The organism is Streptomyces sp. NPDC004667, from assembly GCF_040609475.1.
Taxonomy (GTDB): Bacteria; Actinomycetota; Actinomycetes; order Streptomycetales; family Streptomycetaceae; genus Streptomyces.
This window is the reverse complement of the sequence record NZ_JBEXKC010000021.1, coordinates 41,847-66,324: the sequence shown is the minus strand read 5'-3', so window position 1 is coordinate 66,324 and position 24,478 is coordinate 41,847. Positions and strand designations below refer to the sequence as shown.

Here is a 24,478-nt window from a genome sequence, read left to right as displayed (position 1 = left end):
AGTTCCGTGATTTCCCAGGTCAGGGCCTGCGTGCGGGAACGTTTCGGCTGGGCATGTCTGGCTGATGGGGGTCTGCTCGCTGGATGATGTGCTGTTCCCGGACATCGATGTTCGCCTGGAAGCGGTGGAGTTCACCGCGGAGGTCTTGGTCGTGGTGGCGGCCGCATGCGGCCCGCCGCCCCGATGCCCGGGGTGCCGTGCCAGAGCGCGGAGGGTCCACTCCTCCTATGAACGGACCCTTGCCGAGCGGCCCCTGGCTGGGAAGGAGCTGCTGGTCAGACTGCGGGTCCGTCGATTCTTCTGCGACCGGCCCAGGTGCCGCCGACGGACGTTCGTCGAGCAGGTCAGTGGGCTGAGCGAGCGATACCGCCGCTCCAGCCTCGGGCTGAAGGGCTGGCTGCGGCAGGTAGCGGTCGAGCTCGGCGGCCGGGCCGGCGAGCGGCTGTGCCGCCGCATGCATCTCGTCGGCGGACGCACGCGTCTGCTGGAGCTCCTGGACCCTCCTCCGGTGCCGGAACGAGCCCCGAGGGTCTTGGGCGTTGACGAGTTCGCCTTCCGCAAGGGCCGCACCTACGGAACCCTCCTGGTCGACGTCGAAGCTGGCCGCGTGGTGGACGTCCTGCCCGACCGCACCTCGGAGACATTCGCCGCCTGGCTGCGAGAGCACCCCGGCGCCGAGATCATCTGCCGGGACCGGGCCACGGCCTACACCCGGGCCATCAAGGAAGCCGCCCCGGGTGCGGTGGAAGTAGCCGACCGTTGGCACCTGCTGCAGAACCTCGCTGCCGCAGTGGAGAAGACCTGCCACCAGCACCGCGTCTGCCTGCGTAAACGCGCCGATGAGGAGACCGCCCGCATATCCGAAGCGCCTCCGCTGATGCAGCTCCCGCTGCACGAACTGCCGAGGACCCAGATCATCGAACGGACCCGCCACCGCCACGCCGACGTCCACAAACTCGTCGCGGCGGGCTGGACCATCAGCGCCATCGCCCGTCGGCTCCACCTCGACCGCAAGACCGTCCGACGGTTCCGCGACACCGACCTCGACCAGCTCCTGGCCTCCGCCAACGAGCGCCGTCCCGCCGGAGTGCTGGAACCCTTCAAGCCGTACTTGAACACCCGCTTCACCGAAAGCCTCGGCCAGGTCAGCGGCAACCGCCTCTTCCTGGAGATCCGCGAACGCGGCTACCAAGGAAGCCGCCAGGTCGTCCGCAAACACCTCGCCGCCCTCCGCGCCGGCAACGCCGAACCCGTCCGAGCCGACATCCCCAGCCCCCGCAAGATCACCGGCTGGATCATGCGACCGCAGGACACCCTCCCACCCGACCTCGCCCGCCGGCTGCTGGACGTCCGGCTCGCCTGCCCGGACATCGCCCGAGCCTGTGACCTGGCCAGAGCCTTCGCCGAACTTCTCCGCAACCGGCGCGGCTTCCTGCTGACCGAATGGATCCGCCAGGCCGAGCAGGACGGACCCAAGCCCGTCAGCGGCTTCGCCGGCTTCCTCCGCGGCGACCTCGACGCCGTCACCGCCGGATTAACCCTGCACTGGAACTCAGGCGTCGTCGAAGGCCACGTCAACCGCGTGAAAACCCTCAAAAGAGCCATGTACGGGCGGGCCTCCTTCGCCCTCCTCCGCACACGCATCCTCACCCGACCATGAGATTCACGGAACTCCGGTCAGAGCCGTTTTCAAAGATCCCCATCAGCAGCGCTCGGCCTCAGCGCGGAGGTCGCCTCACGGGGAGAGAAGACGCTTGAGGAGTTCCTCGACGGCCTGGAGCAGGCCGGCGACGACGAGGTGCACAAGCTCATGACCGAGACGATCCGGGGCATGCTCCACGGCCAGGGCGTGGAGGTGATGGGGCGCACCCTCGCGCAGGACCAGGCCCGCTTCCTCGACCTCCTGCTCGCCCTGACCTCCTACTGCGGAACCAGCATCCTCGCCCTACAGGCCATCGGCACCCCCGCCGAGACCACCCTGGACGACCTGGAAGACGCCCTGCGGGACGCAGGCGATGAAGCGGAGCCCGCCGCCACGTCTTAGCCGCCGACCTCGACGCGGGCCGACCCCGGCGTGGGCGCCAGGGCGGTGTCCTGGTACTCGCCGATGGCCTGCTGCGCGGTATGGAACGCGGTGAACGTGTACGCGTCCGCGGCGGCCTAAGGATCGGCCTCCAGGGCGGCTACATCGGTGATCTCCAGGAACTCCTGCCACAGGGCGGCGCCGCCGGTTACTCAAAAGAGATGGCCGCCGATCTGGTGCCAGGCGTCGACGGCCTGAGCGAGTTGGGATGACGTCCCGGCGGCGGCGGTGATCGCAGCCATGGCGTTTCTGGCACGGTTGAGCCTGCGGGGTTCGTCCGGAGCGACCGCCGCGTCGGCAACGTCGGCGACACTGTCGAGGAGTGCGGCGCGCTGGTCCTCGGCGAGCTCCGAGGCTTGTTGGACGGCCTCGGTCAGGGCGCGGATGGCGGCTGCGATATCCGCGTGCCCGTGGTCGGCGACGGCCTCGATGGTCCTGCCGATGCTGTTGATCGTGTCGGCCACGGACAGGTTGCTGTTGTTCACTTCGCTGTTGAGCGCGCCGACATTGCCGTAGATGGTCACCCCATCGCGTCGTTTCCCCTGCTCGGACAGCCCCAAGTACCTGGGCATGAGTTCCTGCACCTCCGCAAGGTAGTTGACCGCGATCGCGGCATAGCCGCAGTAGACCCGTCGAACGATCCTGTCGGCGATCGCTCGATCCTCCGGGAATGCCTGCGGATCCCACAAGCCGCCCTCTTGGAATTCCAGCGCGCCGATGTTCTCGAACCCCTCTATAGCATCGGTGTAGCCCCCAAAAACCTCATACTGCTGAAAGGAGCTCAGTACGGTCGGGAAGCGCCCGTCGAACACAAGATCCCATCGACCATTGGGCCCCTTCTCTCGTTGTGGGCCTGGCCAGCCACTCCTTCGAGCCGATGCGTAAAGGCGGAGCCCCTCGTCGATGCATGCGGCGAGTTTCTCGGTAACTTCCTCCACGAATGCGCCCTCCTGGAGGCGGGCGAACTTGGGCGGATGCCGCACCGGGAGCAGGGGCGCTGGAAAGGATCTCGCCAGGCTGTTCGCCAGGGTGATGAGCCGTGGGTGAAGGTCGGCGAGGAGCGCCCTCATTTTGTTGGTCCATACCTGTTGCTGATGCCGGGACGCCGGTCCCCCCTCCATGTAGTGGCGCAGCGTGTACACCTCGCCACCAACCGGATTGATTGCTTCATAGATACCGACGGAGCCAGTGACAGTGTCAAAGGACCCTCTGAGGGCGAGACCCACCCTCAGCTGCCAGGACGACCTGGACCCGGTGGTCTGATCGGCGATGTCCATGAGGAGGCGCAGCGCTTCCTCACGCCCCTCGGTACCCCGGAGCTCTCTTCGCTCCAGGAACCGGCGTACGGCCTCGGCATGGGCGCGTGCCTGCTTCGCAAGGACCGGGCCCAGCTCCGAAAATGCATCCCTGATCTCCTGGCGGGCGACTTCAGGATCGGGTAACTCTGCGTGGCTCGTGAGAGGCATATGGTCATCATGCTCCTCACCACGCGGCCCGGAACCCAGTCTCGGGAAAATCCAGTTCCACCACGTCCGGCGGCAGGCTCGTCTTCCACGTCTTCGCGGCCCGAACTCCTCACCGGCCCCCTCACCGGCATCTACGACCCCAACGGCATGGGCGCCATGTTCTTCGCCATCCTCGCCGTCGCCGGGCAGATCGAGCGCAACTACATCCGGGAGAAGACCCTCGAAGGCCAGGTCATCGCCGCGTCCAAGGGCAACCACGGCGGACGCCCGAAGGTCATCGACGACGACATGCTCACCTTCTCCGTCGCGCTCAAGGACAAGGGCGTCCCCGTCCCCGAGATCGCGAAGAAGCTGACCATCAAGACCGGGAAGAACGTGGGCAGGTCCCCGTCGGTCGCCTCGCTGTACCGGGCCCTCGCGGAAGCCGAGGAAGCCGCGGCCCACGACGGCCTGCCGCTGCGGCCCAAGCCCGTACGTATCCGCCGGCCCGACGACCCGCTCACCCCCGAGGAGATCGGCCTCCGCGAGCGCCGATGAAATAGGTCGTGATGCCCGCGCCGCCAGCGAAGGTCCATCCGCCTTCGAGTAGAGCTCGCTGCCGGAAGCGGGGCAGGGCCAGGGTCACCGTCATTGACGACGCCACTGGCCCCCTGATCACAGACTGACCACGATGCGCTCCTGGGCCTCGCCGCGGGCTGCCTCGGCGCCGCCCTACGATCCCGTCCTTTTCGGTACGGCGAAGGAGACCTCTCCTACACGGGTACGGCCAGGCGGGACCCGATGCGAAAGCGCATCTCCCCGGCGGCATGACGTACCTCCTCGGGCTGCTCGGCATCGTCGAGTACTCCGAGGAGGACCATCAAGGCCCTCGCTTCGTCCTCACTGATCAACTTCAGGCGCGGCTCGGTGACCCCGTCCAGGAGCACATCCAGCAACTCGTCGTCCATGCCCAGAACAACGCGAGACCGGCTCGGTCGTCACGACGGGGTGCCTGTGCCAGACAAAGCAGTCGACCGGCCAGGCATTGTGTGCCCGGATCCCTGTTAGGGGTTGCGGACGACCGCCCCGGATACGAACCACTGGACGAGGGCGGAGGACAGGTGGACTCCGGCCCGTGCGGCCTCAAGCGATTCCGGCATGGTTCCGCTCTGGGCTCCGTGGCGGGAGGTCTGGCCCTCCCAGAGCGCCCGCATCATTACCTCGACCGGGGCGATCGAGTCGTCGGCAGGGCTGGGGATCGCGGTGGTGAATTTGTGCCGCGCCTGCCTGAGCTCGCCCAGCATCGTTCCGAGGGTGGCCTTCGCGTTGTTCGGCTGTACGACGGCGTGGGCTGCGGACTCCACCGCTTTGATGGAGGGTCTGGCGTACCGCGTCACGGACGACCGGGGCGACCCGTATCTCCAACGCGTCCTGCTCCTCGTTGACCCGGTAAGCCGACCCGGCGTCGTCGAGGAGCTCGCTGAGCCTCTCTACTGCTGAACGGGTCGCGAGGCCGCTGTGCAGCACTTCGTCCACGACGTCCAGCAGCTGAACGCCTGTCGTCCCGATGAGCGGCCTCACGTACTGGGGATCCTGGTAGCGCGGGCCCCGGCCCGCATTAATGGGGCTGGCAGGAGCGGGCAGGGCGGACAGGCGGTCGGCGCCCGGGCGAGGCCGGGCGGGACGAGGCGTACAGGGATCCCGGCAGCGTGCGACGCAGTGGATCGGTCGGCGTCGAGCGGTTGCTCGAGTGGGACCGGGTGAGGGTGACGCGACTCGGCCACGCCGGTATCGAAGAGGACTGAGATACCCGCGGGGAGGTCCGCGCCGGGCACGGGCCTTCCCGCGAACTCCGACAACCACCTGACGCGCTTGTACGGCTGGCCGCGTGCCTACCCGCCAGCGCGGAACCTGGGCCGTGCTGTTCAGGCGGTGCGGCCCAGGAGCTGGGGCGCGGCTGCCGTGGCCTGGCGCGGGAGGTGGGCGAGGCCAGCCTTCTCGGCCCGGGCCCGCGCCCTGGACTCTTCCAGGGCGTGAACCCGGCCGGTGCAGCTCCGCGCGGGCGGAGCGGACGCCCGAACAGGCCCATCACTCGGCCCTCCTGGCGGTGCAGCTCCGCGCGGGCGGAGCGGACCTCCTCGGTTCCGTCGGGGTCAGCGGTCTTGCCGGTGCAGCTCCGCGCGGGCGGAGCGGACCTGGCCCAGGTCCCTGGTCCGCTCCCAAACCGCGGTGCAGCTCCGCGCGGGCGGAGCGGACGGACCGCAGAGGACGCCGGAGGAACGTGGAGACGGTGCAGCTCCGCGCGGGCGGAGCGGACCCTTCGCGATCTGGGACTTCCTGAGGGCTTTGCAAATCCTTTGCACTGCTTGGGGTGGGCTCGCGGGTGAGCTGACTGTGCCGGGGGCGGGTTGATGGCTGGTCAGTCCCGGGTGAGTCCGGTGCGTCTGTCGAGGTAGGTGGTCCTGCTGTTGTTGGTGTAGGCGCTGGCGGTGGGGTGATGGGGCAAGAGAGCGGTGTCGCGGAGGGCTGGGGTCTTGGTCCAGCCCGTCGGGATGCTGGTGGCGGGGTCGGGGGTGAGGGTGCCGGGTTGGCCTGTGGAGATCCACCGCTGGTTGATGGGGATGGTGCGGCGCATGAGTCGACGGATTGTCTGCCGGTCGGTGGGCTTGATCCGTTGTGGGACGCGGGTGCGTGGCGTGCGGTGGGTGGGGTGGAGCCAGTGAGTGCCGTTGGTGTCGGTCCAGACGGGGAGGACACGGATGCTGGGGTCGCCGAGGCGGGTGGTGAGGAGTTCGCTGCCGTAGGTGGAGTTCGTGAGCGGGTGGAGGTTGGTGCTGGTGCGGTGCTGGCGGATGGCGACGAGGTCGGCGAGGGCTTGCTTGGCGTTCTCGTCGGCTTGGCGGCGGGTGTCGTCGAGGGCGGTGTAGGTGTCGCTGTAGACGGCGTCGACGTGGTGTTGGAGTTCTTCGGGGATGGCGACGGCGCCGGTAAGGGTGGCGAGGTGCTCGTGGGTGCGGCGTAGGAGGCTGGGGTCGTAGACGGAGCCCCAGTGCTGGGGGACGGTGGGCTCGCCCTTCCTGGTGATGGGGGTCAGGACGTGGAGAGTGGGGTGGGTGGCGTACGGGGGGCGGGGCCGGCGGTGGCGGTGGCCGCGGCCGGCGCGTTGGGCGAGGAGGGCGAGGGGGGCGAGGTCGCTGATGACGAGATCGAAGTCGACGTCGAGGGATTGCTCGGCGACTTGGGTGGTGATGACGATCAGGGGCCGGTCGGGGCGTTTGCCGGTTGCGGGGGTCCAGGTGCCGTCGTGGTGCTGGCGGGCGGGGCGGGTGGGGCCGGTCCAGCGTTCGAGGCGGCGGGTGACGCCGTGGCGTTGGTGGACGGGCATGCGAGCGTGAAGGATCCGTACGAGGGTGGCGGTGTCCTTGTACTCGTCGTTCAGCGCGGTTTCGGTGGCGTGGGCGTCGGCGACGGTGTTGCAGACAATCAGCGCGGCCCCGGGGGTGTCGGGGTTGGTGTGGAGGGGCTGGAGGATGTCCAGGAGGTGGCGGGTCCGCTCGGGGGAACCGGCGGAGGGATGGCTGGGGGTGTAGCTATGGGTGCGGACGTCGAGGCGATGGGCGCGCGGCGAGGGGAACGGGCCACGGGTCGTGGTGGTGCCGGTCGCGTGGTCGGTGTACGTCCAGCCCGGGTAGGTGGGGGTGAGGGTGTCGAGTTCGTCGTGTCCGGCGCCGCGCCGGTACGCGTTGAGGAGGCTGGACGCGATCGTGCTGGTCAGGGTCGCGGACAGGACGACGACGGGAACGCCGAGGTGGCCGAGCCATTCCAGGAGCGTGACGGTCAGCTGGTGGCCGTGGGCGTCGTAGGCGTGGGCCTCGTCGATGATCACGGTCTTCCCGGACAGGCCGAGCCAGCGCATCGTCATGTACTTGTGGGGCAGCACGGCACGCACGGCCTGGTCCCAGGTGCCGACGGCGATGCCGGTGAGAAGGCCGCGGTGGGGGCCGCGGAGCCAGTCGGCAACCAGGGCGGGGTGGTCGAGGCTGGGGGTCAGGTCTTCCGGGGTGTACTCGGCGTCGAGCCAGGCCAGGGCGTGGAGCCGGGCGACGGGCGTCTTGCCCCGGCAGTTGTGTCCGGCGTGCCGTACGAGGCGGCGGTGCATGGCGTCGGTCGTCGCCATCGTCGGCAGGAGCATCGCCAGCCCGCTCGTCTGCGCGGCCCGGCCGAGGACCCGCTCGGCGAACAGGGCGATCTCCGTCTTCCCGTCGCCCGGGGCGGCGGTCACCAGAAGCATCCCGGGCCCGTCCACCAGGGCCGGGAACTCTTGCTCGATGCTGGCCTGCAACGGGTACGGCTCGACCCCGGCCAGGTCCGGGAACATCGCCCCGAACGTCCGGGCCTGCCTCCACGACGGCGGGATCAGCTGCGCACGGGCCAGGACCCGGGCCCCGGCCCGGCGCGCCATCGAAAGGTGCGCCGCATAGTCCCCTTCCGTCCAGCGGGACTTGCGGTGCTGCCGCTGCCGGGCCTTCAGCCACCAAATCTGGGACGCCAGCCAGTCCGCGAGCGAGACGAGCCCGGTGGTCACCGCGGCGATCGGCGCAGCCGCCCTGCGGGCCGGCCACACCGGCACACCGAACAGCTCGCCCACAAGGCGGACCATCGCCTCGCGCTGCTCGTCCCAGCGTTCCGCGCCGAGCCCCGGGGCCGCGACGATCGGACACGTGAGGGAGCCGTCCTGGTGGCTGAGCGGTTCACCGTAGCGGCCGTGGTGGCCGCCGAGGATCTGCCCCAGCTGCTCGGCGACGAGCCGGGCAGGCCGGCCGTCGAGCGGCAGCCCGTACACGCGGTGCAGCATCTCGGGGAGCGCCATGTGCACCCCGTGGTCGTGGTACGGCGTCGGCTCGCCGCTGGTCGGAAACCCGTCGGTGCCGGACAGCAGGTCCGCGTGGGGTGCCTGACGCTGGAAGACGGGGCTGATCTTCGCGAGGTCGTGGAGGAACCCGAGCCAGACCAGCAGCAGTCGCGTCTCCGACTCGGTCAGGCCCCAGCCGGTGGCGAGCATCCCGCGCTGCCGGCCGGTGAGGTACCGCTCCCACAGCACCTCCATCATCACGGCCGTGTCCACGGCGTGGCAGCCGACCGGGTACGGACGCTTGAGGCCCCGGTCCTTTCCCCACAGCAGGGGATGGAGACGCATCACCGAACTCCTCCTCATCATCACTCAGTACATGGCGGGGGCTCCGCGTAGGCGGAGCAGGTCGTGGCGGGGTCATCTGGCCGGCCACCCCCGACGGTGCAGCTCTGCGCGGGCAGAGCGGAAGCCGGCGGACATCAGCCGTCGACGTACCCCGTCGGCGCAGCTCCGCGTGGGCGGAGCGGTCTATGGCGACCTCTTCAAGGAGACGCCGTTCTGCGGTGCAGCTCCGCGTAGGCGGAGCAGGCCTTTCGGGCACAGCGGGAACTCGTACAGGTACGGTCCAGCTCTGCGTGGGCAGAGCGGGCCACAAGCAGTGCCCGGTGTAGCTCTAGGCGTATGGTGCAGCTCCACGTGGGTGGAGCGGGTGCCCCGTTGCGGTTGATGACGCCGTTGTGGTGCGGTCCAGCTCTGCGTGGGCGGAGCGTGCCTGAACCTGACCACCCTCCGGCGGCAGCAGATCGGTCCAGCCCGGCGTAGGCGGGGCAGACACACTGGGGGTGCCGGTGCGGCTCCGCGCAGGCAGAGCAGGAGCACCGCACACCGTATCCGCCACCGTGTCCCTCGGTGCAGTTCCGCGCGGGCGGAACGAGCAGTGCCCGGGTGGCCAGCCACATCTCGTCTCGCGGTGCAGCTCCGCGCAGGCGGAGCAGAGGCGCCGCACACCGTATCCGCCACTGTCTCCGACGGTGCAGCTCCGCGTGGGCGGAGCGTCCGGGGCAAGTAAGACCTGCATCGCAGCGCGCCATGGTGCAGCTCTGCGCGGGCAGAGCGGGCCGCTGCGCAAGCGGTGGACGCCACCGTACCGCGCAGCGCGGCTCCGCGTCGGCGGGGCGAGAACGGTGGCGTGGTGTACTCGCCCGCTCTGGGCTTGTACGGCTCGGCGTGGGCCGAGCGGACCAACCTGTGGGGCACGGCACCTCGATGCACGGCGGCGCAGCTCCGCGCGGGCGGAGCGGACTTCAAAGAGCGCGTCGCGAAGGTCGGGCACTCCGGTTCAGCTCCGCGCGGGCGGAGCGGACTCCTACGTGCTGGGAGACTTCCTGGCCAGGAACGGTTCAGCTCCGCGCGGACGGAGCGGACTCGGCGGGCGCGGTGTGGCCCATGTCGCGGATCGGTTCAGCTCCGCGCGGGCGGAGCGGACCTGCTCGGGTCGGAAACGCGTCTTGCAGTGGCCGGTTCAGCTCCGCGCGGGCGGAGCGGACTGCACGTCCAGGCGCAGCCCCTCCCACGCCGGCGGTTCAGCTCCGCGCGGGCGGAGCGGACGACCTGAACCTGGGCGGGTACTACGCGCGCGACGGTTCAGCTCCGCGCGGGCGGAGCGGACTCAGGACAGGTCGTCACCGGAGATACCGGCAACGGTTCAGCTCCGCGCGGGCGGAGCGGACACTTCGTGACCTGGCGCTTTCTGGGGGCTTTGCAAGTTCTTTACTTGTGGTGGGGTGCGAGGGAGAGGAGGCCGAGTCCGTACGCCTGGCCCTTGCCGATGCCGTTGGTGACGGCCACGCGAGTGGCGTCGGGGTTGGTGATGGTGGCGATGCCTTCGAAGGCGGTGGCGCGGAGGGTGACGGTCGGCTTGCCGGTGGTGGTGGCGTTGATGCGGGCGAGGGGGGTGTCGATGACGAGTTCGGGGCGGAGGCCGTTGGCGGTGGCGGTGCGGGTCCACCAGGCGGTGATGTTCTCGGGGGTGGCGGGGAGGTTCACCCCGCGGCGCTTGGTGGCGTTGCCGGCGGCGAGGGCCAGGAAGGCTTCGCGGATGCGGGTGGCTTCGGCGTAGGACTTGCCGGCCTTGACGGCGGACTCGGCGCGGCGGTCGGCTTCGCGCTGGAGGGCTTCGGGGTCTCGGACGCAGGTGGAGGGGTTGGCGTTGATGCGGTAGCGGACGGTGCGGCCTTCGGTGATCCAGTCGAGGACGGGGGTGGCGTCGCGCTGTTCGGCGGTGAGGGCGTAGCCGTCGGGGAGCCGGTCGAGGTAGATGGGTACGGCGGCCTGGACGAGGAGGTGCGCGCCGGCCGGGGTGTGGTCGATGCGGTGAAGGAGGCTCGCGTCGCGGCGGGCGGTGGGGTTGCCGTCTTCGCGGTCGATGAGGTTCATGGTGGTGCGGTGCATCTCGGCCGGGTTGGCGAGGTCGCGGTGGACTTCGCGGGACGTGGGGTTGAGGCCGATCCGGGCGAGGGTGATCCGCGTGGTCGTGGTGGTCACTGGGGGTCCTTTGCCGCGGTGGTCGGGATGTTGAGGTGGTCGGCGACGGCGTTCAGCCATCTGGTGCCGAGACCGGCGCTGGGGGCGGGGATGGTGCGCTGCTGTTCCCAGACGGGGCGGCTGGTCCAGGTCTGGTGGCGGCCGGGTACGGGCTGGTCGTGGTGCTGGCCGGTGCTCGGGGTGTCGGGGGTCGGGGGGCGGTCGTAGAGGTAGGTGACGGGGCCGGTGGTGTGGGTGGGGCGGTGGAGGGGGATGTGGTCGAGGTCGTCGAGGACGTTCTGACTGCGGGTGAGCAGCAGGGGGGTGTCCGGGGGGCAGGAGCGGCGGCCGAGGTAGGGGGCCCAGACGGGGTTGGCGAGGGCTTGTTCGGCGGTGTCGAGGGTGTAGGTGGGGCCGGTGACGGCGAGGGTGAACGCGGCGTCGGTGAGGTAGTAGCGGGTGGAGATGATCGGGGCGTCGCGGGTTCCGCCGTCGGCGGTGGTGAGACCGAAGTAGGGGTCGTGGTTGGCGCCGGTGGTGTGGAAGTCGGTGAGGATGCTGCCGGGGCGGTCGATGCGGATGGTGTAGGAGAGCTGGGTGAGGTCGGTGTTGTCGGCGTCGCGTTCCCGTCCGGCGCAGCAGGCGATCATGCCGGTGAGTGCGGAGCGGGTGGGGGTGCGGTAGGTGGGGCGGACGTTGGCTTGTGCGGGTGCGCCCCAGGCCTGGAGGGGGCCGGACAGGTGGAGGAGGAGGCCGGGGTTCATCCGCGGGCCTTGTCGATGGTGGCGAGGGTGGTGGTCACGAACTCGTCGAAGCTGTCGGCGCGGTCGCCGAGGTGGGTGAGGTCCTGGTCGGCGAGGGTGACGTGGGTGTGGCCGGCGATGCGGTTGGTGCCGAGGAAGCGGTGGTGGGCGCCGGCGTGGGCGTCGAGGCGGGTGAGGCTGGCGGTGAGGTACCCGCCGGTGGCGGTGGCGGGTACGGGCTCCTCGAACGCGCCGGCGAGGTTGACGGGCCGGTCGGTGCGCACGGCGGCGTACAGGAGGTGGGGCAGGGTGTGGGGGGCGGTTCCGGAGACCTTGCCGACGTTGCGGTGTGCGGTGGCGGCGTGGAGGAAGGCCTCGATGACGTCGCGGGCGGTGGCGTGGTCGCCGTCGAGGTTGCCGATGAGCTTGGTGATGTTGAGGGTGGAGTAGCGGTAGAAGGTGGCGCTGTTGTAGCGCTGTTCGCCGAGGTGGCCGGCGCCGGACTCGTCGCCGAGCTCGTTGAGGATGTCGTCGACGGCGGTGAAGCTGTCGATCTGGGTGGTGATCGCGTGGGTGGACAGGGCGTGCGCGGTCTGGATGGACGCCTCGACGATGGAGCCGGGCTCGTTGGCGAGCATGCGGCCGTAGGCGGCGATGACGGCGTTGCGGGTCCGCAGCAGGCCGAGGATGCGTTCCTTGGGCAGGAAGCCGTTCTTGGTGTCGGTGATCTTCTTGGCGTGGGTGGTGATGATCGCGGTGCGGTTGGTGTCCTCGGCCGGCTCGCCGTCGTCATCGGTGTCGGCGGCGGGGGCGTTGGTGGCCGTCTTCGCCTTCGCCTTCTTCTTCGCCTCCTTGTCCAGGTCGGCGTGGGCCTGGGTGATGTACGGGGCGAAGTCGTCTCGGTGCTGGTCGATCAGGTCGACGAGTTCGCTGATCGCCGTCTCGGGGAGGAACAGGAGGACGTTCGTGGCGCCGTTGTCGGCGATGCCCAGGCCCTTGATCTGGGAGCCGAGGATGAGCATCTGCACGGCGGTGAGGGCCTCGTCCTTGTCCCAGCCGCGGTCGGTGAGGTGGCGGGTCGCGGCGAGGGTGGTGGCCCGGGTGCGGAAGGTTTTCTCTCCGAGGATGTTCTGCATGGTGCCGCGGCTGTGGAACTTCTGGTGCTGCGCGGACTCGCGGCCGCGCAGCACTCCTCCGTACACGGCGGACTTCGGCGAGCCGTTGCGGTCGCGGTTGGAGGAGGCATACGGGGTGGACTGGATCTGGATGAGGTCGAGGTGAATGGCGCGGGGCAGGCTGATGGTGGTCACTTCGAGGTTTCCTCGCTGTTGGTGTTGTGGAAGCTGCGGGCCCAGTCCAGGCGGACCTGCGCGGGCTTGAGGGGCCAGCGCAGGAGGTCGGCCAGGAGCAGGGGCCAGACGATGCGGACCCGACTGGAGCGCAGGCGTGCCACCACGGCGGGGAGCTCCCGCATGAGGGTGGTCTGGTCGAGCTCGGCGAGGTAGCCGAGGGCGCCGGTCGCGTTGTCGCGGGTCATGACACCGCGGTGGCAGGCGGCCGCATACGACCAGCCGAGGTTGTGCCAGGGCTTGAACGGGGCCGCCGGCGGCGGACCGCTGGATTCGACCGTGCGCGGATTGGGCGCGTCGTGGGTGGCATACAGCGCGGCGACCAGCAGCAGCGGCAGTTCGGCGGCGGCGGCCCCGGGCGGCTGGTAGCCGGCGGCCATGAGGTGGCTGTAGAGGGGCCAGCGGGACTGGCCGGCATCTCCCGTGGGGTGTTCGAGGTCGGCGAGGACGATGTTCAGACCGCGGCGCAGGTCGGAGCGGCCGGCCGGAGTGGAGCAGGCCCTGCGGACGACACTCATGAACGAGCCGCTGCTGTTGCTGCGGGCGGATGCCTCGGACGTGGTGGTCATGGGTTCCTTCGCTTCAACGGCTGCTGGTGGAGGTGGCACGGCTGCCGGTCTTGGGGGCAGGGATACGGCCGTCGCGCAGCGAGGTCTCGATCCGCAGCCATTTCCGGTGCTCGGCCACGGGCAGGAACCCGGCGACGCTGCTCGCGATGTCGCCGGTCACCTCGTCGTAGACCGCAAGCGTCAGCGCTGCCAACGCGCCAGCCGGATCGGTCACGGTCCGCACCGCGTTCCAGAACAGCTGGTCGGCGCGGTCCCAGAACACCGTCTGCGCCTGCTCGACCCACGGCGAGGACTTCGCGCCCGGGTCGATCTTGCGCCACGCCCCGCGGAGCTGCTTGACCAGGTGCTGCTCGGCGCGCTCGCAATCCTGTCGGCCAACCGCGACAATTCGGGCCCGTTGCGGCTCCTTGGCGGGCAGGCAGGCGGCCAGCGTCTCCGGGGTCGTAGCGGTGTAGGCGATCGAGTCCCCCATCTCCCTCTTGTCCTGGTCATAGCCGACGGCGCGGACGCGGACAGGCCCGAGCGCCTCCAGCTGCGAGAGGGGCAGTTGGGCGTAGACATCGATCCAGGCGGGACGGATCACGCCAGCAGCCGCCTTGACCGACGGGTCGGTAGCGGCGACCAACGCGTCAAAATCCCGCAGCAGGCCGCGCCGGTGGCTGCCCCGCATCGGCCCGCCTTTCTCACGGTCGAGAACGAACGGATCCCGGACCGCCGGCAGATCGGTGAGCGCCCCCCAGGCCACCCAGCACTCCGACACCTGACCACCGGCGACCTTCAGCAGAATGTGGTGCGCGGCGCGGGCTGTGAGCAGACCGATCGGGCCCGCCGGAAAAACGGGGGCCATGGGATCGGCCGGTTCATCGGCCTCCCACGGCGCGAGGTCCTCCCCCGTACCGGTCGGCCACGCCACCGGCGGAGGGCACGACAGCACCGCGGACAGGAACAGGTTGCGGCACTCGGGGAAGTACGACACCAGGCTCCGGTGCGGGCCGGCCTTCATGCTCTTGGTGTTCTTCTCCAGGTGAGTGCGCTGCGCGCCGGTTCCGCAGGGCCCGTAGCCGCGCCACAGCAGGATCCCTTCGAACGCGGTGTCCAGGTCCATCGGTGTGTCCTGGGGGGTGTGGTCCCACCACAGCGCGTTGTTCCCGGCCGCCCGGTCGAAGTGGAGTTTGCCGGGCGCGGCGGACTTCGAGCACTCCACGGCCAGGGCGGGGTGCTGCATGAACGGGCGGACCGGGTCGGCGAGGTCGAACACGTACCGATCGAAGTACGCGGCCACCCGGGCCGGGTCCAGTCGCCCGGCATCGAGCAGCACGTCGAGCCGGTCCTCCCACTCCTCCTGAGTGCCCCGGTCCAGGCCACCGATCCGCGCGACGCACGCGGCCACGAGGCGGCGGACCGCAGCCTCCGCCGCAGGATTGACCGGCAAGTAGGAATCCAGCAGATGCAGGACTCTCAATACCGCCGGCATCGGTAACACCACCCGCGCCCCCGGCATCACTCCGGGCAGTAGCTCGGCGACGTCCGCGGGATCAGCATCGGCCCGTACCCGGACCCGGAACTGCGGATACCTTGCATCAGAATCACCAACCACGATCTCCTCCCTCTCTTGATGAAGCGTCAAAAAAGCAGCCTCTAAGGCGAGTTGATTCACAGCCTGTAGAAGCATGAGGGAGATTAAAGTGGCGCGCTGCCATGTATCAAGCCGTGGCCACGGGTCGGAACGCGCGTCCCCGTGACGCCCAGCCCACCCACACTAGGAGGGGGGTCTGACAATCACCCCGACCCTTCCCGCACCTCCCACCCAACTTCAGGCGCCCACCGGTTAGTCGACTCACAGCCGGGAGGCGTCGACTCCGACACCGCCGCAAGACTCCGTGGGACGGGTAGGGTCACCCCCAAGGCGGCCACCAACCACCCCGGGTACGTCACGCAAAGAACTTGCAAAGCGTCAAGAAAACCGCAGGTGAAAAAGGGTCCGCTCCGCCCGCGCGGAGCTGCACCGCTGCTCGTAGAAGACGCACGAGTCCTCGGTCGGTCCGCTCCGCCCGCGCGGAGCTGCACCGGGACGAGGCACGCCGGCTAAGGCTGCTGCTGTGTCCGCTCCGCCCGCGCGGAGCTGCACCGGAGCCTTCGTGTACTCCCTGACCCCCGGATACGTCCGCTCCGCCCGCGCGGAGCTGCACCGGGGGAGAGAGCGAAGAGCGGGCCGAGGCCCGAGTCCGCTCCGCCCGCGCGGAGCTGCACCGTAGTGCCGCTGCGGCTCCAGGCCCGCATCCGCGTCCGCTCCGCCCGCGCGGAGCTGCACCGCTGTTCGTGGTCCACGTGGAGCCGCTCCCGAGGTCCGCTCCGCCCGCGCGGAGCTGCACCGACCGCGTCGTGGGTTTCGCTCGCATCGCGTTCGTCCGCTCCGCCCGCGCGGAGCTGCACCGACACGTTCGGGTGTCCCGCTGGTCACGGTTGCGTCCGCTCCGCCCGCGCGGAGCTGTACCGTCTGCCCGGGACATGCAACGGCGGGTCCGCCAGTCCGCTTCGCCCGCGCAGAGCTGAACCGCCGGCCTCCGCCATGCGGGACTTACTGCCGCCGTCCGCTCCGCCCGTGCGGAGCTGTACCGGTGAGCGGGAGCCCGGTGCACGCCAGCACCAGGTCCGCTCCGCCCGCGCGAAGCTGTACCGTCGGAGGATCCCCAGACTGTGTGGACGCGGGCGTCCGCTTCGCCCGCGCGGAGCTGTACCGCCTCCGGACCCGTATCCGAAGGAGCTGAGCCAGTCCGCTCCGCCTGCGCAGAGCTGTACCGGCCGCCGGCCGCTTCGACCTGTCCGGCGGCCCGTCCGTTCCGCCCACGCAGAGCTGAACCGCCGACGAGCTCGGTGGCGACGACCCACTTGGTGTCCGCTTCGCCCGCGCGGAGCTGAACCGACCCCCTCTACACCCCGGCCCTGGCCGCGGTGGCCCGCTCCGCCCTCGCGGAGCTGTACCCATCGCCGACTGCCGCGACCGTACGTGCTGGTCGTCCGCTCTGCCCACGCGGAGCTGTACCGGGAGTCGGGTTCGGCAAGGTCTACGGCGGTGGGTCCGCTCCGCCCGCGCGGAGCTGCACCGGCGACCCAGCTGACCTCGGCGCCCAATTTCACGTCCGCTCCGCCCGCGCGGAGCTGCACCGACCGTCGGCCCGCTCCTCGCGGACGCGCTCCAGTCCGCTCCGCCCGCGCGGAGCTGCCCCGTGGACCGGTTGAACCCCACCGCCTCCAGGCCGGTCCGCTCCGCCCGCGCGGAGCTGCACCGTTCACCCTCCAGACCGCGGGCACGACCACTACGTCCGCTCCGCCCGCGCGGAGCTGCACCGTCACCGTCCCGACGAGCGGGGTCCCGTCAGGGGTCCGCTCCGCCCGCGCGGAGCTGCACCGCTGATCGGCGATCAGCTCGCGATGTGGCTCGGGTCCGCTCCGCCCGCGCGGAGCTGCACCGGTCCGACTCTCGCCCACGGGCGTTGCGTACGAGTCCGCTCCGCCCGCGCGGAGCTGCACCGCCTCCATGAGCTGGGACAACTGCCCCATCTGCGTCCGCTCCGCTCGCGCGGAGCTGCACCGTCGAACGACAAGAGGGGCCGATCGGTGTCCGGGTCCGCTCCGCCCGCGCAGAGCTGAACCGACGTCGACCCCCATGGACGCTGCCCAGTTGGTGTCCGCTCCGCTCGCGCGGAGCTGTACCGTGCCGGTTCCCGTCCACGGTGGCCTGGCCGTCGTCCGCTCCGCCCGCGCGGAGCTGCACCGCCCTCCTGGGTCGACCCGTCGATGTGCGTGTAGTCCGCTCCGCCCGCACGGAGCTGCACCCCCTGCGCCGCAGCGGCGGGGAAGCGGTAGATCGTCCGCTCCGCCCGCGCGGAGCTGCACCGGAGCAGCGGTGGGCAACGGTCAGCCGGAGTACGTCCGCTCCGCCCGCGCGGAGCTGCACCGGATCCTCTTCGTGCCCGTGCCCCGCCGCATTGGTCCGCTCCGCCCGCGCGGAGCTGCACCGGTGCCCCACAGGGCAAGCACGATGCCGCTGTAGTCCGCTCCGCCCGCGCGGAGCTGCACCGGTGGGAACTCCGGCGAGTGCTCCCGTGACGTCGTCCGCTCCGCCCGCGCGGAGCTGCACCGTACGCGATGGGAAGTGCGCTCAGCACCGGGAAGTCCGTTCCGCCCGCGCGGAGCTGTACCGTTCCTCCGTGACGAGGGCTGAGTGTTCACTGTGCCCGCTCCGCCCGCGCGGAGCTGTACCGACGGAGCTGGCTCGCTTCTTCGTCCAGCGCACGTCCGCTCCGCCCGCGCGGAGCTGCACCGCCATGTCGACGAACGGCCGTGGCTACCAGGACGTCCGCTCCGCCCGCGCGGAGCTGCACCGCGAATCTGCAGGTCGCTGCGGTCTTCGGGGCGGTCCGCTCCGCCCGCGCGGAGCTGCACCGGCCCACTCGGGGGAACTGCTGTCCTCGTAGGCGTCCGCTCCGCCCGCGCGGAGCTGCACCGGTGCCCAGGCCGGGATGCGCCAGCAGTCCGGCGTCCGCTCCGCCCGCGCGGAGCTGCACCGCAGATGAGGAAGGGCGCCCTCGTCACCGGGCAGGTCCGCTCCGCCCGCGCGGAGCTGTACCGGACGCGGTCGGCCCGCCGGAGGGCGACTGGGGGTCCGTTCTGCCCGCGCGGAGCTGCACTGCGGGGATCCGTCGGCTTCGTCACGGCCGCCACGACCGCTCCGCCCGCGCGGGGTTGTACCGATCGACCTCGCTGTTGTGCCGTTCTCGCTATGTCCCCTCCGCCAACGCGGTTCTGTACCGTCCAGGCCGATCCGGCTCAGGTACATGGCGAGGACAGCTCCGCCCGCGCGGAGCCGTACCGCGCGGGCTGGGGGATGTTGAGGGCGCGGTGGACGAGTTCGTGGCCGATGACCTGCTCGGCTGCGGGCCGGCCGGAGCTGGTGAGGATTGAGCGGACCAGGCTGTTCTGGCCGTGGCGGTACTCGCTCCAACCCAGGGCCCGCATGTCCGCGGCCTCCTGGGCGCTCAGCCCCAGATCTGCGTGCCGGTCTACCACGGTGTCGGCGGTCTTGTCGTAGTCGGAGGGCAGGGCCTGGCGGGCGGTGAGGTAGGGCAGCCACGCGGCCTGCGCGGCGCGGCTGCGGGGCCCCTGCGGAACGGCTTCGAGCTCCTGGTGGCGCCGGGCGGCAGCGACGCGGGAGTCGCGCCACTCCGACACCATCGAGGCCCGAGCCTCCGGCGTCCGGACGATCTGCTCAGAGCCATGCAGCAGAGTTGCCAGGAGCGGTGCCGGCTGATCGTCACGGGCCGCTTCCTGCTCGGGGAACGCTCGACAGCTCGCCTCCCGAAGGACCCGGCTCTGCCGCTCCACCGCGGCCGCGATGGCCGGGTCCGCCGGCCGCTGCATGTGAACCTGCTGGTGGACTTCAAGTGCACGGCGGTAGCCGGCCGCCGCTGACTCGCCAGTACGCACCGGCCCCTGCGGGACCGGGATCCTCACCGGGTCCGGGTCGGCGGCCGCACTGGGCGAGGGCACAGGCCCGGGTTACAGCACGCGGACCGTACGAACCGCTCCGGTGTGCGCGGAACGGTTGGCATCGGCGACGATCCGCGACGCCTCCAGGCGGGCCTTCGTCGCCCAGGTCGTAGAGTCCGGGCGCAGCGTCAGCTCCCCGCGCTCGGCGTCGTAGCTCACCGCCGCGACGTGGTCGGCGAGGTCGGGGGCGAGGGCCGCCCAGCGCTCGCACAGGCTGGCGCCGGCCGCCGGGGAGGTCCCAGCCGCGGTCGGCCATGAGCGCGGTGAACACCTCGCCGAGGCCCATGGGGGCGCGGCCGTCGCGCCGGACCGTCCGGGTCACCCGCGGCTTGCTCTTCGCCGTTCGGACGCCGTTCTTCTTCGCGGCTTCCCGCGCTGCCTGCAGTACGACGCGGGCAAGGTCCACACCGCTGGGTTGGGGGGTCTGGCTCATCACGCCACCTCCCCGGCGAGCTCCTGGGAGCGGTGGGTGAGGCAGACGTTGCGGGTCGGCAGGGCCCTTCGGGTGCAGGGCGTTTCACCGTCGCGGCCGGAGCAGGCCCCCGGCACCGACGGCGCAGCAGGAGCCGCGGGCTCGACGGCGGCTAGGACGTCGGCCTCCTCGCGGCAGAGCTTGCACAGGCCGGTGTCGACGGCCCGGCCGGTCAGGAAGATCACGCATCCACAGTCGCCGCACGAGGAGCGCTGCGGACCTTCGGGCTGCCGGGCCATCGGGACCCGCGCCTGGCGCCGGATTGCGGCCTCCAAGCCGCAGTCGGCGCAGTGCCCGGACGGGCCGGGGCGGGTGCCGTGCTGGGGGCACAGGTCCTGCTCCAGGCGTTGCTCGCGCTGGCGGGCGGCGAACCGGTCCTGGACGGTCTCGGCGCACAGCTCGCAGGCCGCCCCGGTCCGCCAGATGATCCCGGCCTCGCAGTCCTGGTGGCCGCAGCCCCAACGGGGCAGGGCCACCCCGAGCAGCCACCGGCCCGGGTCGCGGATATCGGAGATCATCACCTTGGCCAGGCGGGCCGTGAGCCGGTGGTGGAGACGGTCGGCAACGGTTCCCTCACGCAGCTGACGGCCCACCTCGCGGGCGATCTTCCGGACAACGAAGGCGCTGGTGACGCGTTCCAGCAGCACGTGGACCGGCTCCAGCACGGAGTAGATCTCCGGGCTCATGGCCAGCTGCGGTCCGGTGTACGACGACCGGGACGACCCCCCGCCCTTGCTGCTGCGCTTTTCGCCGTCCGGCTTCGAGGAGGGCTGGCTGATCTCACCCGCGCGCAGCGCGACACCACCCTCGCCTTCCGAACGCGCCGCCACGTCAGCCAGGTTTTCCACAGCCTCAGCAGCCGCAACTACCGGTACTTCGCCTACGGCGGGTGAGATGAGTGCGCGCTCGTCATCAGGTGAGTCAGTCCTAGGTGATTCCCTATTCGCGAGGGATCCCTCACCAACCCGCACACCCGATCCCTCACCAACCAACGGACATGCCGCCCCGTCAGCCACACCTTCCACAGGCTGCTCCGCGCCCTCCTGGACCTCCTCCGGCACCGAGTCCGCGACCCGCTCGCCAGCGTTCACGACGGCCTCGGTGGCGATGTCGTGGGCGATGTAGTGGTGACGGCCCTGCGCGCCCGCACGCCGCTGCACCGTCACCCATCGCGCCGCCTCCAGACCATCGACGACCTCACCGGCCGCCGCCGCCGTAATGGGCTGGCCGGCCTTCTTGCCCGAGCGGTGGCGCAGGTATCCCGCCAGCTCCCCCTCGGTCAGCGCGATGCCCATCTTCTCCGCGAACACGATGACCGCGTACGCGCGCAGCTGCCGGGGCGTGAGGTCCTCCGAAGCCGCCACCGGCAGCCACACGAACTTCTCCGTCCGCGCCATCTGCCGCACCGTCCGCAGCGCGGACTGACCTTTGCCGCCGGGCAGGGTCCGACGGACCGACCGCAGCTCCACGAACCCGTCCGGCCCCGGACGGGTCAGCTCCTTCATCCCGCGCTCCACCGACGCCACTGACAGCATCAGGTAGGAGGCGATCCTCACCGACCGCGCCTCGCACCCCTCCGGTCGAGCCGCCAGCGCCGCCACCTTCACGTACACGGACAGCGCGATGTCCGAGTAGAACGGCGACGACACCAGCCGCATCGGGACCCGCACCCGCTGCCGACGCACCGGCACGGCCGCGGCCGCAGTAGAAGACATGGACGAGCGGGGGGCGGGGATCATCACAGAGGTTGACGCCGCCACGGCGCTCACCGGCGCACCGCCCCGACAAGAGCGGTGGACACCGCAGAAGCCGAACTGTCGAACGTCTTAGTAGCCATCGGGCCGGTGTACACGCCAAAGCGGACACCTCCCTCGGAAGCTGTTTCTTGATCCATCAGCCGACCCTGCACCGGGCGGCCTGTGGACAGAGCCTGCCCAGCCCGGATCACCCCCGGCGCTCCCGCACGGCGGGCAAGAATCTTGAAACCCGTCCCGCCCCACGGGACAACGCCCTCGAGGACACCGCCGCTGAGGAGCGGCCGGACAGACTTAGTCGAAACGATCAGCTCGTGACTTCCTACAGGAAGAGCCACTTCCTCGCCAAATGCCGCGAAGTATTGGATCAGGGATGCTTGTTCCGTCACATGAAAATCACCAAAGGTGCGAACCATTCCGAAACGGGCAGGGTTCGACTTTTCAGGGGACACCAGATCGGGCACTATGGCGAAGACACCAACCTTCATATGGATCGCCCCGACCGCGACCAGATCCCTGCCAAGGGATCCGATCACGGCTGAGCGGTTTGTGTGAGGGGCGCCCCAACCACCGGGCAACCGGACAGCTGAAGCTCCGAGCTCGACGGCCTGCCAAGACCGCCGAACCTGGGGTGACGCTGGTGGCTCGTCAGAGGCCCCCTGCCAAAGGGGCCCTTGGAGAGTCGGGGTGGTCCGCTTGCCAAAGCGGGCCGGGTGAAACAAACCGCCTGCCAAGGCGGGGTTTGCAGAGAAAACAGGTCCAGCTCGATGAGCTGGAGCCCAGAACCGGGGCCAACCGGGGACTGGGCGGCCGACCTGATGGTCGGCGCGAAGGGCCGCGCGAGGCCGGAGTGGATTGCTAGTCCATTCGTCTGGCGCGCGCGGCCGGTGGCGGCTACGTCACCCCGACCCCCTCGATACCGAAGGCGGAGTCGGCGTACCCGAAACCGGGAGCAAGGTCAGTCCTCACGTGGACCTCCCTGGGCGACTTCCGGGTGCTCCTTGGCCAGCCCGCGGAGGAACTCCGCGTACTTCAGGCGGTTGCTCCGGTGGGGCTGTGTCTGGCCGGCTTCCCACCGGACGATGGCGAGGCGCTGGACGCCGAGGGCCTCGGCCACTTCCGCCTGAGTCAAGTTCGCGGCGATGCGCAGCTGCTGGCGGATGCGCGGCGGAGGCAGCGTGTCAGCATCCACTAGGGCATCGTCTCGACGCAGCGGATCCGACACAGCAGCCTCCATCCCATTCGATGCTTCTCGAAAAGATACACCAGGTGATCTCTGGTGGGCAGGCGTCGTCGCGGCGAGTGGAACATTGTGTACAGCCGAATGAAGCCCAGTCCCGTAGCTGGAAGGCAGACCGTCCTTGTCGTGCTCATCTGCGGCCGTGGCATCGGATCCCCTCAGAGGCCGGTGGTCCGAGAAGGGACGGACCACGTGCTGCGGACGAGGCCCAACGACCCGGGCGCTGGAGAGCACAGAGAGGGCGTATCCCGTGGACGATTCCGAGACCTCATACAACGACGCAAGTGCTCGCGGCGACGGCAGGGGACTACCCACTGGGTACGTTCCATCCTGAATGTGCGCGAGAACTGACTCTGCGACTGGACGCCAGAACGGGTCCTTCGGGCGTAGATGGCGGGCACGGACCCAGTTGGGGATGCGGCTGGTGCCGTCGTATTTGGGGTTCTCTGTTTGAATCGCTTCAGCTTCGACAGCTTCGGCCGCAGATCGGTCGTCGTACCACCTGACATCTCTTCTTTTCACCAGATGCCACCAGAACTTCTGGTGCCGGTGATCGGCGAAGCGCTGTTTGAGGGTCATGGTGATACCGACGTACAGAAGGCGCTCTTCCGCGTCGTACAGCCGGTACACCGCTGTACGCGCCTCGCGGATTCGCCTGCGGGGATCGGTCTGCACGACTCCTCCCTCCGTTCGTCTGTGAGTGGCCCTGCCATCGCGTCAACCCTGCGCGGGTGAGTGCGGATTACCTGTCGTGGCCGTTACCCAGGTGGCGGTTCGGCCTTTGAGCGGCGTCTGCGAACTCGGGCAGTTCAACGACCGTCACGCCAGCGGCGACCAGGAGCTCGACTCCGACGCAATCGGAAACGAACAAAGACGGCTCGCGCCAGGCGATGACGACGCGCGGGATCCCGGCCTCGAGGATCCGCTGCGTGCACGGAGTACGGTCCGCGCTCCGCTGGGAGCAAGGCTCCAGGGACGAGTAGATCGTCGCCGTGGTCAGCCTCGGGTCGCCTGTCGGGATCTTCGCGAGGGCGGCCTCCTCCGCGTGTTCACGCGGATCGGCCTCGCGCGAGTAGCCAGCAGCGAGCTCGGTGCCGTCCTCGGCGACGATGACCGCGCCCACCGAGTACGCCCCGGCGGCTGGGGGGCACAGCGCGGCAAGGTCGATCGCGCGCTGTATCCAGCGGAGGTCCTGGTCTCGGTCCGGGGCGTACATCAGCCACGCTCCTTCGGGGCATAGCGCAGCAGCACGACGTCGCCGATTGTGCGGGCCTCCAGCAGTCGCATACGGGAGGTCGACCCGCCCGGGTAGTCGGCGGCGCTCAGGAACTTCGGGGCGCTGGTCTGGCCCACCAGCAGCGGGGCGACTGCGAGGTGGACCTCGTCGGCCAGGTCCTGAGCCATGAGCTGGGTGTGGATCGTGCCGCCGCCCTCCACCATGAGCCGGCCGACGCCGCGTCGGCCGAGCTCGTCGAGGACCAGGCCCCAGTCGAGCTTGGGGCCGACGCTGACCACGTCCGCGAGGTCCGCGAGCCTGGCCTTCACCTTGTCGACGGCGGAGTCGACCGTGAAGACCAGCTTCTGGCCGCCGAAGTGCCAGAACTTCAGGTCCGCGTTGAGATCGCCCGAGGCGGTCACCGTGACCTTCAGCGGGTACTCCGACCGGCCCTCCACCAGTCGCTTTGCGCGGCGTTCCTCGCTGTTGACCAGGAGGCGGGGGTTGTCCCGGCGCATGGTCGTCGCGCCGATCAGGATGGCGTCCGACTCGGCGCGGACCTGGTCGACGCGGTCGAAGTCCTCAGCGTTGGAGAGCAGTAGCCGCTTGGGGCTGGTGTCGTCCAGGTAGCCGTCGACCGACGTGGCGGCGGACAGTAGAACGTATGGGCGGGCAGTCATCT

Annotated in this window: 20 protein-coding genes and 3 CRISPR repeat arrays; of the genes, 4 read left to right on the top strand and 16 right to left on the bottom strand. The window is 70.2% G+C overall.

The window, feature by feature from the left end; genetic code table 11:
- Positions 1-64: 64 nt before the first annotated feature.
- Both ABZW32_RS14865 and ABZW32_RS14860 read left to right on the top strand, forming a co-directional pair.
- Complete coding sequence (locus ABZW32_RS14865) at positions 65-1,660, top strand: ISL3 family transposase (RefSeq protein ID WP_356215491.1); 1,596 nt, start codon at positions 65-67, stop codon at positions 1,658-1,660.
- Positions 1,661-1,810: 150 nt separating this feature from the next.
- Positions 1,811-2,044: a hypothetical protein gene (locus ABZW32_RS14860; protein WP_356215489.1), complete on the top strand. Its 234-nt coding sequence runs from the start codon at positions 1,811-1,813 to the stop codon at positions 2,042-2,044.
- Positions 2,045-2,235: 191 nt separating this feature from the next.
- Here ABZW32_RS14860 and ABZW32_RS14855 read toward each other — a convergent pair whose 3' ends face one another.
- On the bottom strand, positions 2,236-3,549 hold the full coding sequence (locus tag ABZW32_RS14855) for a hypothetical protein (protein ID WP_356215487.1): 1,314 nt from the start codon (positions 3,547-3,549) through the stop codon (positions 2,236-2,238).
- 147 nt (positions 3,550-3,696) lie between these two features.
- Here ABZW32_RS14855 and ABZW32_RS14850 point away from each other — a divergent pair, with 147 nt between their 5' ends.
- On the top strand, positions 3,697-4,086 hold the full coding sequence (locus ABZW32_RS14850) for a hypothetical protein (RefSeq protein WP_356215486.1): 390 nt from the start codon (positions 3,697-3,699) through the stop codon (positions 4,084-4,086).
- 215 nt (positions 4,087-4,301) lie between these two features.
- On the opposite strand, the gene ABZW32_RS14845 is transcribed toward ABZW32_RS14850, so the two are convergent.
- The 9 genes from ABZW32_RS14845 to ABZW32_RS14805 all read right to left on the bottom strand — a co-directional run bounded on the left by ABZW32_RS14845 (position 4,302) and on the right by ABZW32_RS14805 (position 18,799).
- Positions 4,302-4,496, bottom strand: coding sequence for a hypothetical protein (locus ABZW32_RS14845; RefSeq protein WP_356215484.1), 195 nt, complete (start codon positions 4,494-4,496; stop codon positions 4,302-4,304).
- 96 nt (positions 4,497-4,592) lie between these two features.
- Entirely contained in the window at positions 4,593-4,892 is a 300-nt protein-coding gene (locus ABZW32_RS14840) for a hypothetical protein (RefSeq protein ID WP_356215482.1), read from the bottom strand.
- A 680-nt stretch (positions 4,893-5,572) separates the two neighbouring features.
- Positions 5,573-5,845: direct repeats of the CRISPR family, unit length 29 nt; unit sequence CGGTGCAGCTCCGCGCGGGCGGAGCGGAC.
- Between the two features lie 102 nt (positions 5,846-5,947).
- Positions 5,948-8,725: a CRISPR-associated helicase Cas3' gene (cas3, locus tag ABZW32_RS14835; protein WP_356215480.1), complete on the bottom strand. Its 2,778-nt coding sequence runs from the start codon at positions 8,723-8,725 to the stop codon at positions 5,948-5,950.
- Positions 8,726-9,593: 868 nt separating this feature from the next.
- Positions 9,594-10,110: a CRISPR direct-repeat array (repeat unit 29 nt; unit sequence CGGTTCAGCTCCGCGCGGGCGGAGCGGAC).
- 40 nt (positions 10,111-10,150) lie between these two features.
- Complete coding sequence (locus tag ABZW32_RS14830) at positions 10,151-10,924, bottom strand: type I-E CRISPR-associated protein Cas6/Cse3/CasE (protein WP_356215478.1); 774 nt, start codon at positions 10,922-10,924, stop codon at positions 10,151-10,153.
- A complete protein-coding gene (gene cas5e, locus ABZW32_RS14825) occupies positions 10,921-11,667 on the bottom strand; it encodes a type I-E CRISPR-associated protein Cas5/CasD (protein ID WP_356215476.1) in 747 nt (248 codons plus the stop codon). Before cas5e ends, ABZW32_RS14830 begins: the two co-directional genes overlap by 4 nt.
- Positions 11,664-12,956 (bottom strand): type I-E CRISPR-associated protein Cas7/Cse4/CasC, encoded by a 1,293-nt coding sequence (locus ABZW32_RS14820; RefSeq protein WP_356215474.1) that lies wholly within the window; start codon positions 12,954-12,956, stop codon positions 11,664-11,666. The genes cas5e and ABZW32_RS14820 overlap by 4 nt, the downstream gene beginning before the upstream one ends.
- Positions 12,953-13,564, bottom strand: a complete 612-nt coding sequence (locus tag ABZW32_RS14815; RefSeq protein WP_356215472.1) for a type I-E CRISPR-associated protein Cse2/CasB — start codon at positions 13,562-13,564, stop codon at positions 12,953-12,955. The genes ABZW32_RS14820 and ABZW32_RS14815 overlap by 4 nt, the downstream gene beginning before the upstream one ends.
- A gap of 13 nt (positions 13,565-13,577) precedes the next feature.
- Positions 13,578-15,221: a type I-E CRISPR-associated protein Cse1/CasA gene (locus ABZW32_RS14810; protein WP_356215470.1), complete on the bottom strand. Its 1,644-nt coding sequence runs from the start codon at positions 15,219-15,221 to the stop codon at positions 13,578-13,580.
- Positions 15,222-15,543: 322 nt separating this feature from the next.
- Positions 15,544-18,373: direct repeats of the CRISPR family, unit length 24 nt; unit sequence GTCCGCTCCGCCCGCGCGGAGCTG.
- A gap of 21 nt (positions 18,374-18,394) precedes the next feature.
- Positions 18,395-18,799, bottom strand: a complete 405-nt coding sequence (locus tag ABZW32_RS14805; RefSeq protein ID WP_356215468.1) for a hypothetical protein — start codon at positions 18,797-18,799, stop codon at positions 18,395-18,397.
- A gap of 42 nt (positions 18,800-18,841) precedes the next feature.
- Between ABZW32_RS14805 and ABZW32_RS14800 the strand changes: the two genes are divergently transcribed.
- Entirely contained in the window at positions 18,842-19,036 is a 195-nt protein-coding gene (locus ABZW32_RS14800) for a hypothetical protein (protein ID WP_356215466.1), read from the top strand.
- 87 nt (positions 19,037-19,123) lie between these two features.
- Here ABZW32_RS14800 and ABZW32_RS14795 read toward each other — a convergent pair whose 3' ends face one another.
- From ABZW32_RS14795 to ABZW32_RS14770, 6 genes are all read right to left on the bottom strand, one after another.
- Positions 19,124-19,327, bottom strand: a complete 204-nt coding sequence (locus tag ABZW32_RS14795; protein ID WP_356215576.1) for a DciA family protein — start codon at positions 19,325-19,327, stop codon at positions 19,124-19,126.
- Positions 19,328-19,546: 219 nt separating this feature from the next.
- Entirely contained in the window at positions 19,547-21,301 is a 1,755-nt protein-coding gene (locus ABZW32_RS14790) for a hypothetical protein (protein WP_356215464.1), read from the bottom strand.
- A 50-nt stretch (positions 21,302-21,351) separates the two neighbouring features.
- Positions 21,352-21,876 (bottom strand): hypothetical protein, encoded by a 525-nt coding sequence (locus ABZW32_RS14785; protein WP_356215462.1) that lies wholly within the window; start codon positions 21,874-21,876, stop codon positions 21,352-21,354.
- 422 nt (positions 21,877-22,298) lie between these two features.
- Positions 22,299-23,255, bottom strand: coding sequence for a helix-turn-helix domain-containing protein (locus ABZW32_RS14780; RefSeq protein WP_356215460.1), 957 nt, complete (start codon positions 23,253-23,255; stop codon positions 22,299-22,301).
- Positions 23,256-23,322: 67 nt separating this feature from the next.
- The gene (locus ABZW32_RS14775) at positions 23,323-23,796 is read right to left on the bottom strand and encodes a deaminase (RefSeq protein WP_356215458.1); all 474 of its coding nucleotides are present in this window, start codon (positions 23,794-23,796) and stop codon (positions 23,323-23,325) included.
- Positions 23,796-24,476, bottom strand: a complete 681-nt coding sequence (locus ABZW32_RS14770) for a dihydrofolate reductase family protein (RefSeq protein ID WP_356215456.1) — start codon at positions 24,474-24,476, stop codon at positions 23,796-23,798. The genes ABZW32_RS14775 and ABZW32_RS14770 overlap by 1 nt, the downstream gene beginning before the upstream one ends.
- Between the last annotated feature and the right edge of the window lie 2 nt (positions 24,477-24,478).

Excerpts from the sequence above, each read along its gene's own strand:
- ABZW32_RS14865 (WP_356215491.1), top strand. The coding sequence starts at position 65 with ATGGGGGTCTGCTCGCTGGATGATGTGCTGTTCCCGGACATCGATGTT.
- ABZW32_RS14860 (WP_356215489.1), top strand. The coding sequence starts at position 1,811 with ATGACCGAGACGATCCGGGGCATGCTCCACGGCCAGGGCGTGGAGGTG.
- ABZW32_RS14855 (WP_356215487.1), bottom strand. The coding sequence starts at position 3,549 with ATGCCTCTCACGAGCCACGCAGAGTTACCCGATCCTGAAGTCGCCCGC.
- ABZW32_RS14850 (WP_356215486.1), top strand. The coding sequence starts at position 3,697 with ATGGGCGCCATGTTCTTCGCCATCCTCGCCGTCGCCGGGCAGATCGAG.
- ABZW32_RS14845 (WP_356215484.1), bottom strand. The coding sequence starts at position 4,496 with ATGGACGACGAGTTGCTGGATGTGCTCCTGGACGGGGTCACCGAGCCG.
- cas3 (WP_356215480.1), bottom strand. The coding sequence starts at position 8,725 with ATGCGTCTCCATCCCCTGCTGTGGGGAAAGGACCGGGGCCTCAAGCGT.
- cas5e (WP_356215476.1), bottom strand. The coding sequence starts at position 11,667 with ATGAACCCCGGCCTCCTCCTCCACCTGTCCGGCCCCCTCCAGGCCTGG.
- ABZW32_RS14815 (WP_356215472.1), bottom strand. The coding sequence starts at position 13,564 with ATGACCACCACGTCCGAGGCATCCGCCCGCAGCAACAGCAGCGGCTCG.
- ABZW32_RS14805 (WP_356215468.1), bottom strand. The coding sequence starts at position 18,799 with ATGGTGTCGGAGTGGCGCGACTCCCGCGTCGCTGCCGCCCGGCGCCAC.
- ABZW32_RS14800 (WP_356215466.1), top strand. The coding sequence starts at position 18,842 with ATGCAGCAGAGTTGCCAGGAGCGGTGCCGGCTGATCGTCACGGGCCGC.
- ABZW32_RS14790 (WP_356215464.1), bottom strand. The coding sequence starts at position 21,301 with ATGTCTTCTACTGCGGCCGCGGCCGTGCCGGTGCGTCGGCAGCGGGTG.
- ABZW32_RS14775 (WP_356215458.1), bottom strand. The coding sequence starts at position 23,796 with ATGTACGCCCCGGACCGAGACCAGGACCTCCGCTGGATACAGCGCGCG.
- ABZW32_RS14770 (WP_356215456.1), bottom strand. The coding sequence starts at position 24,476 with ATGACTGCCCGCCCATACGTTCTACTGTCCGCCGCCACGTCGGTCGAC.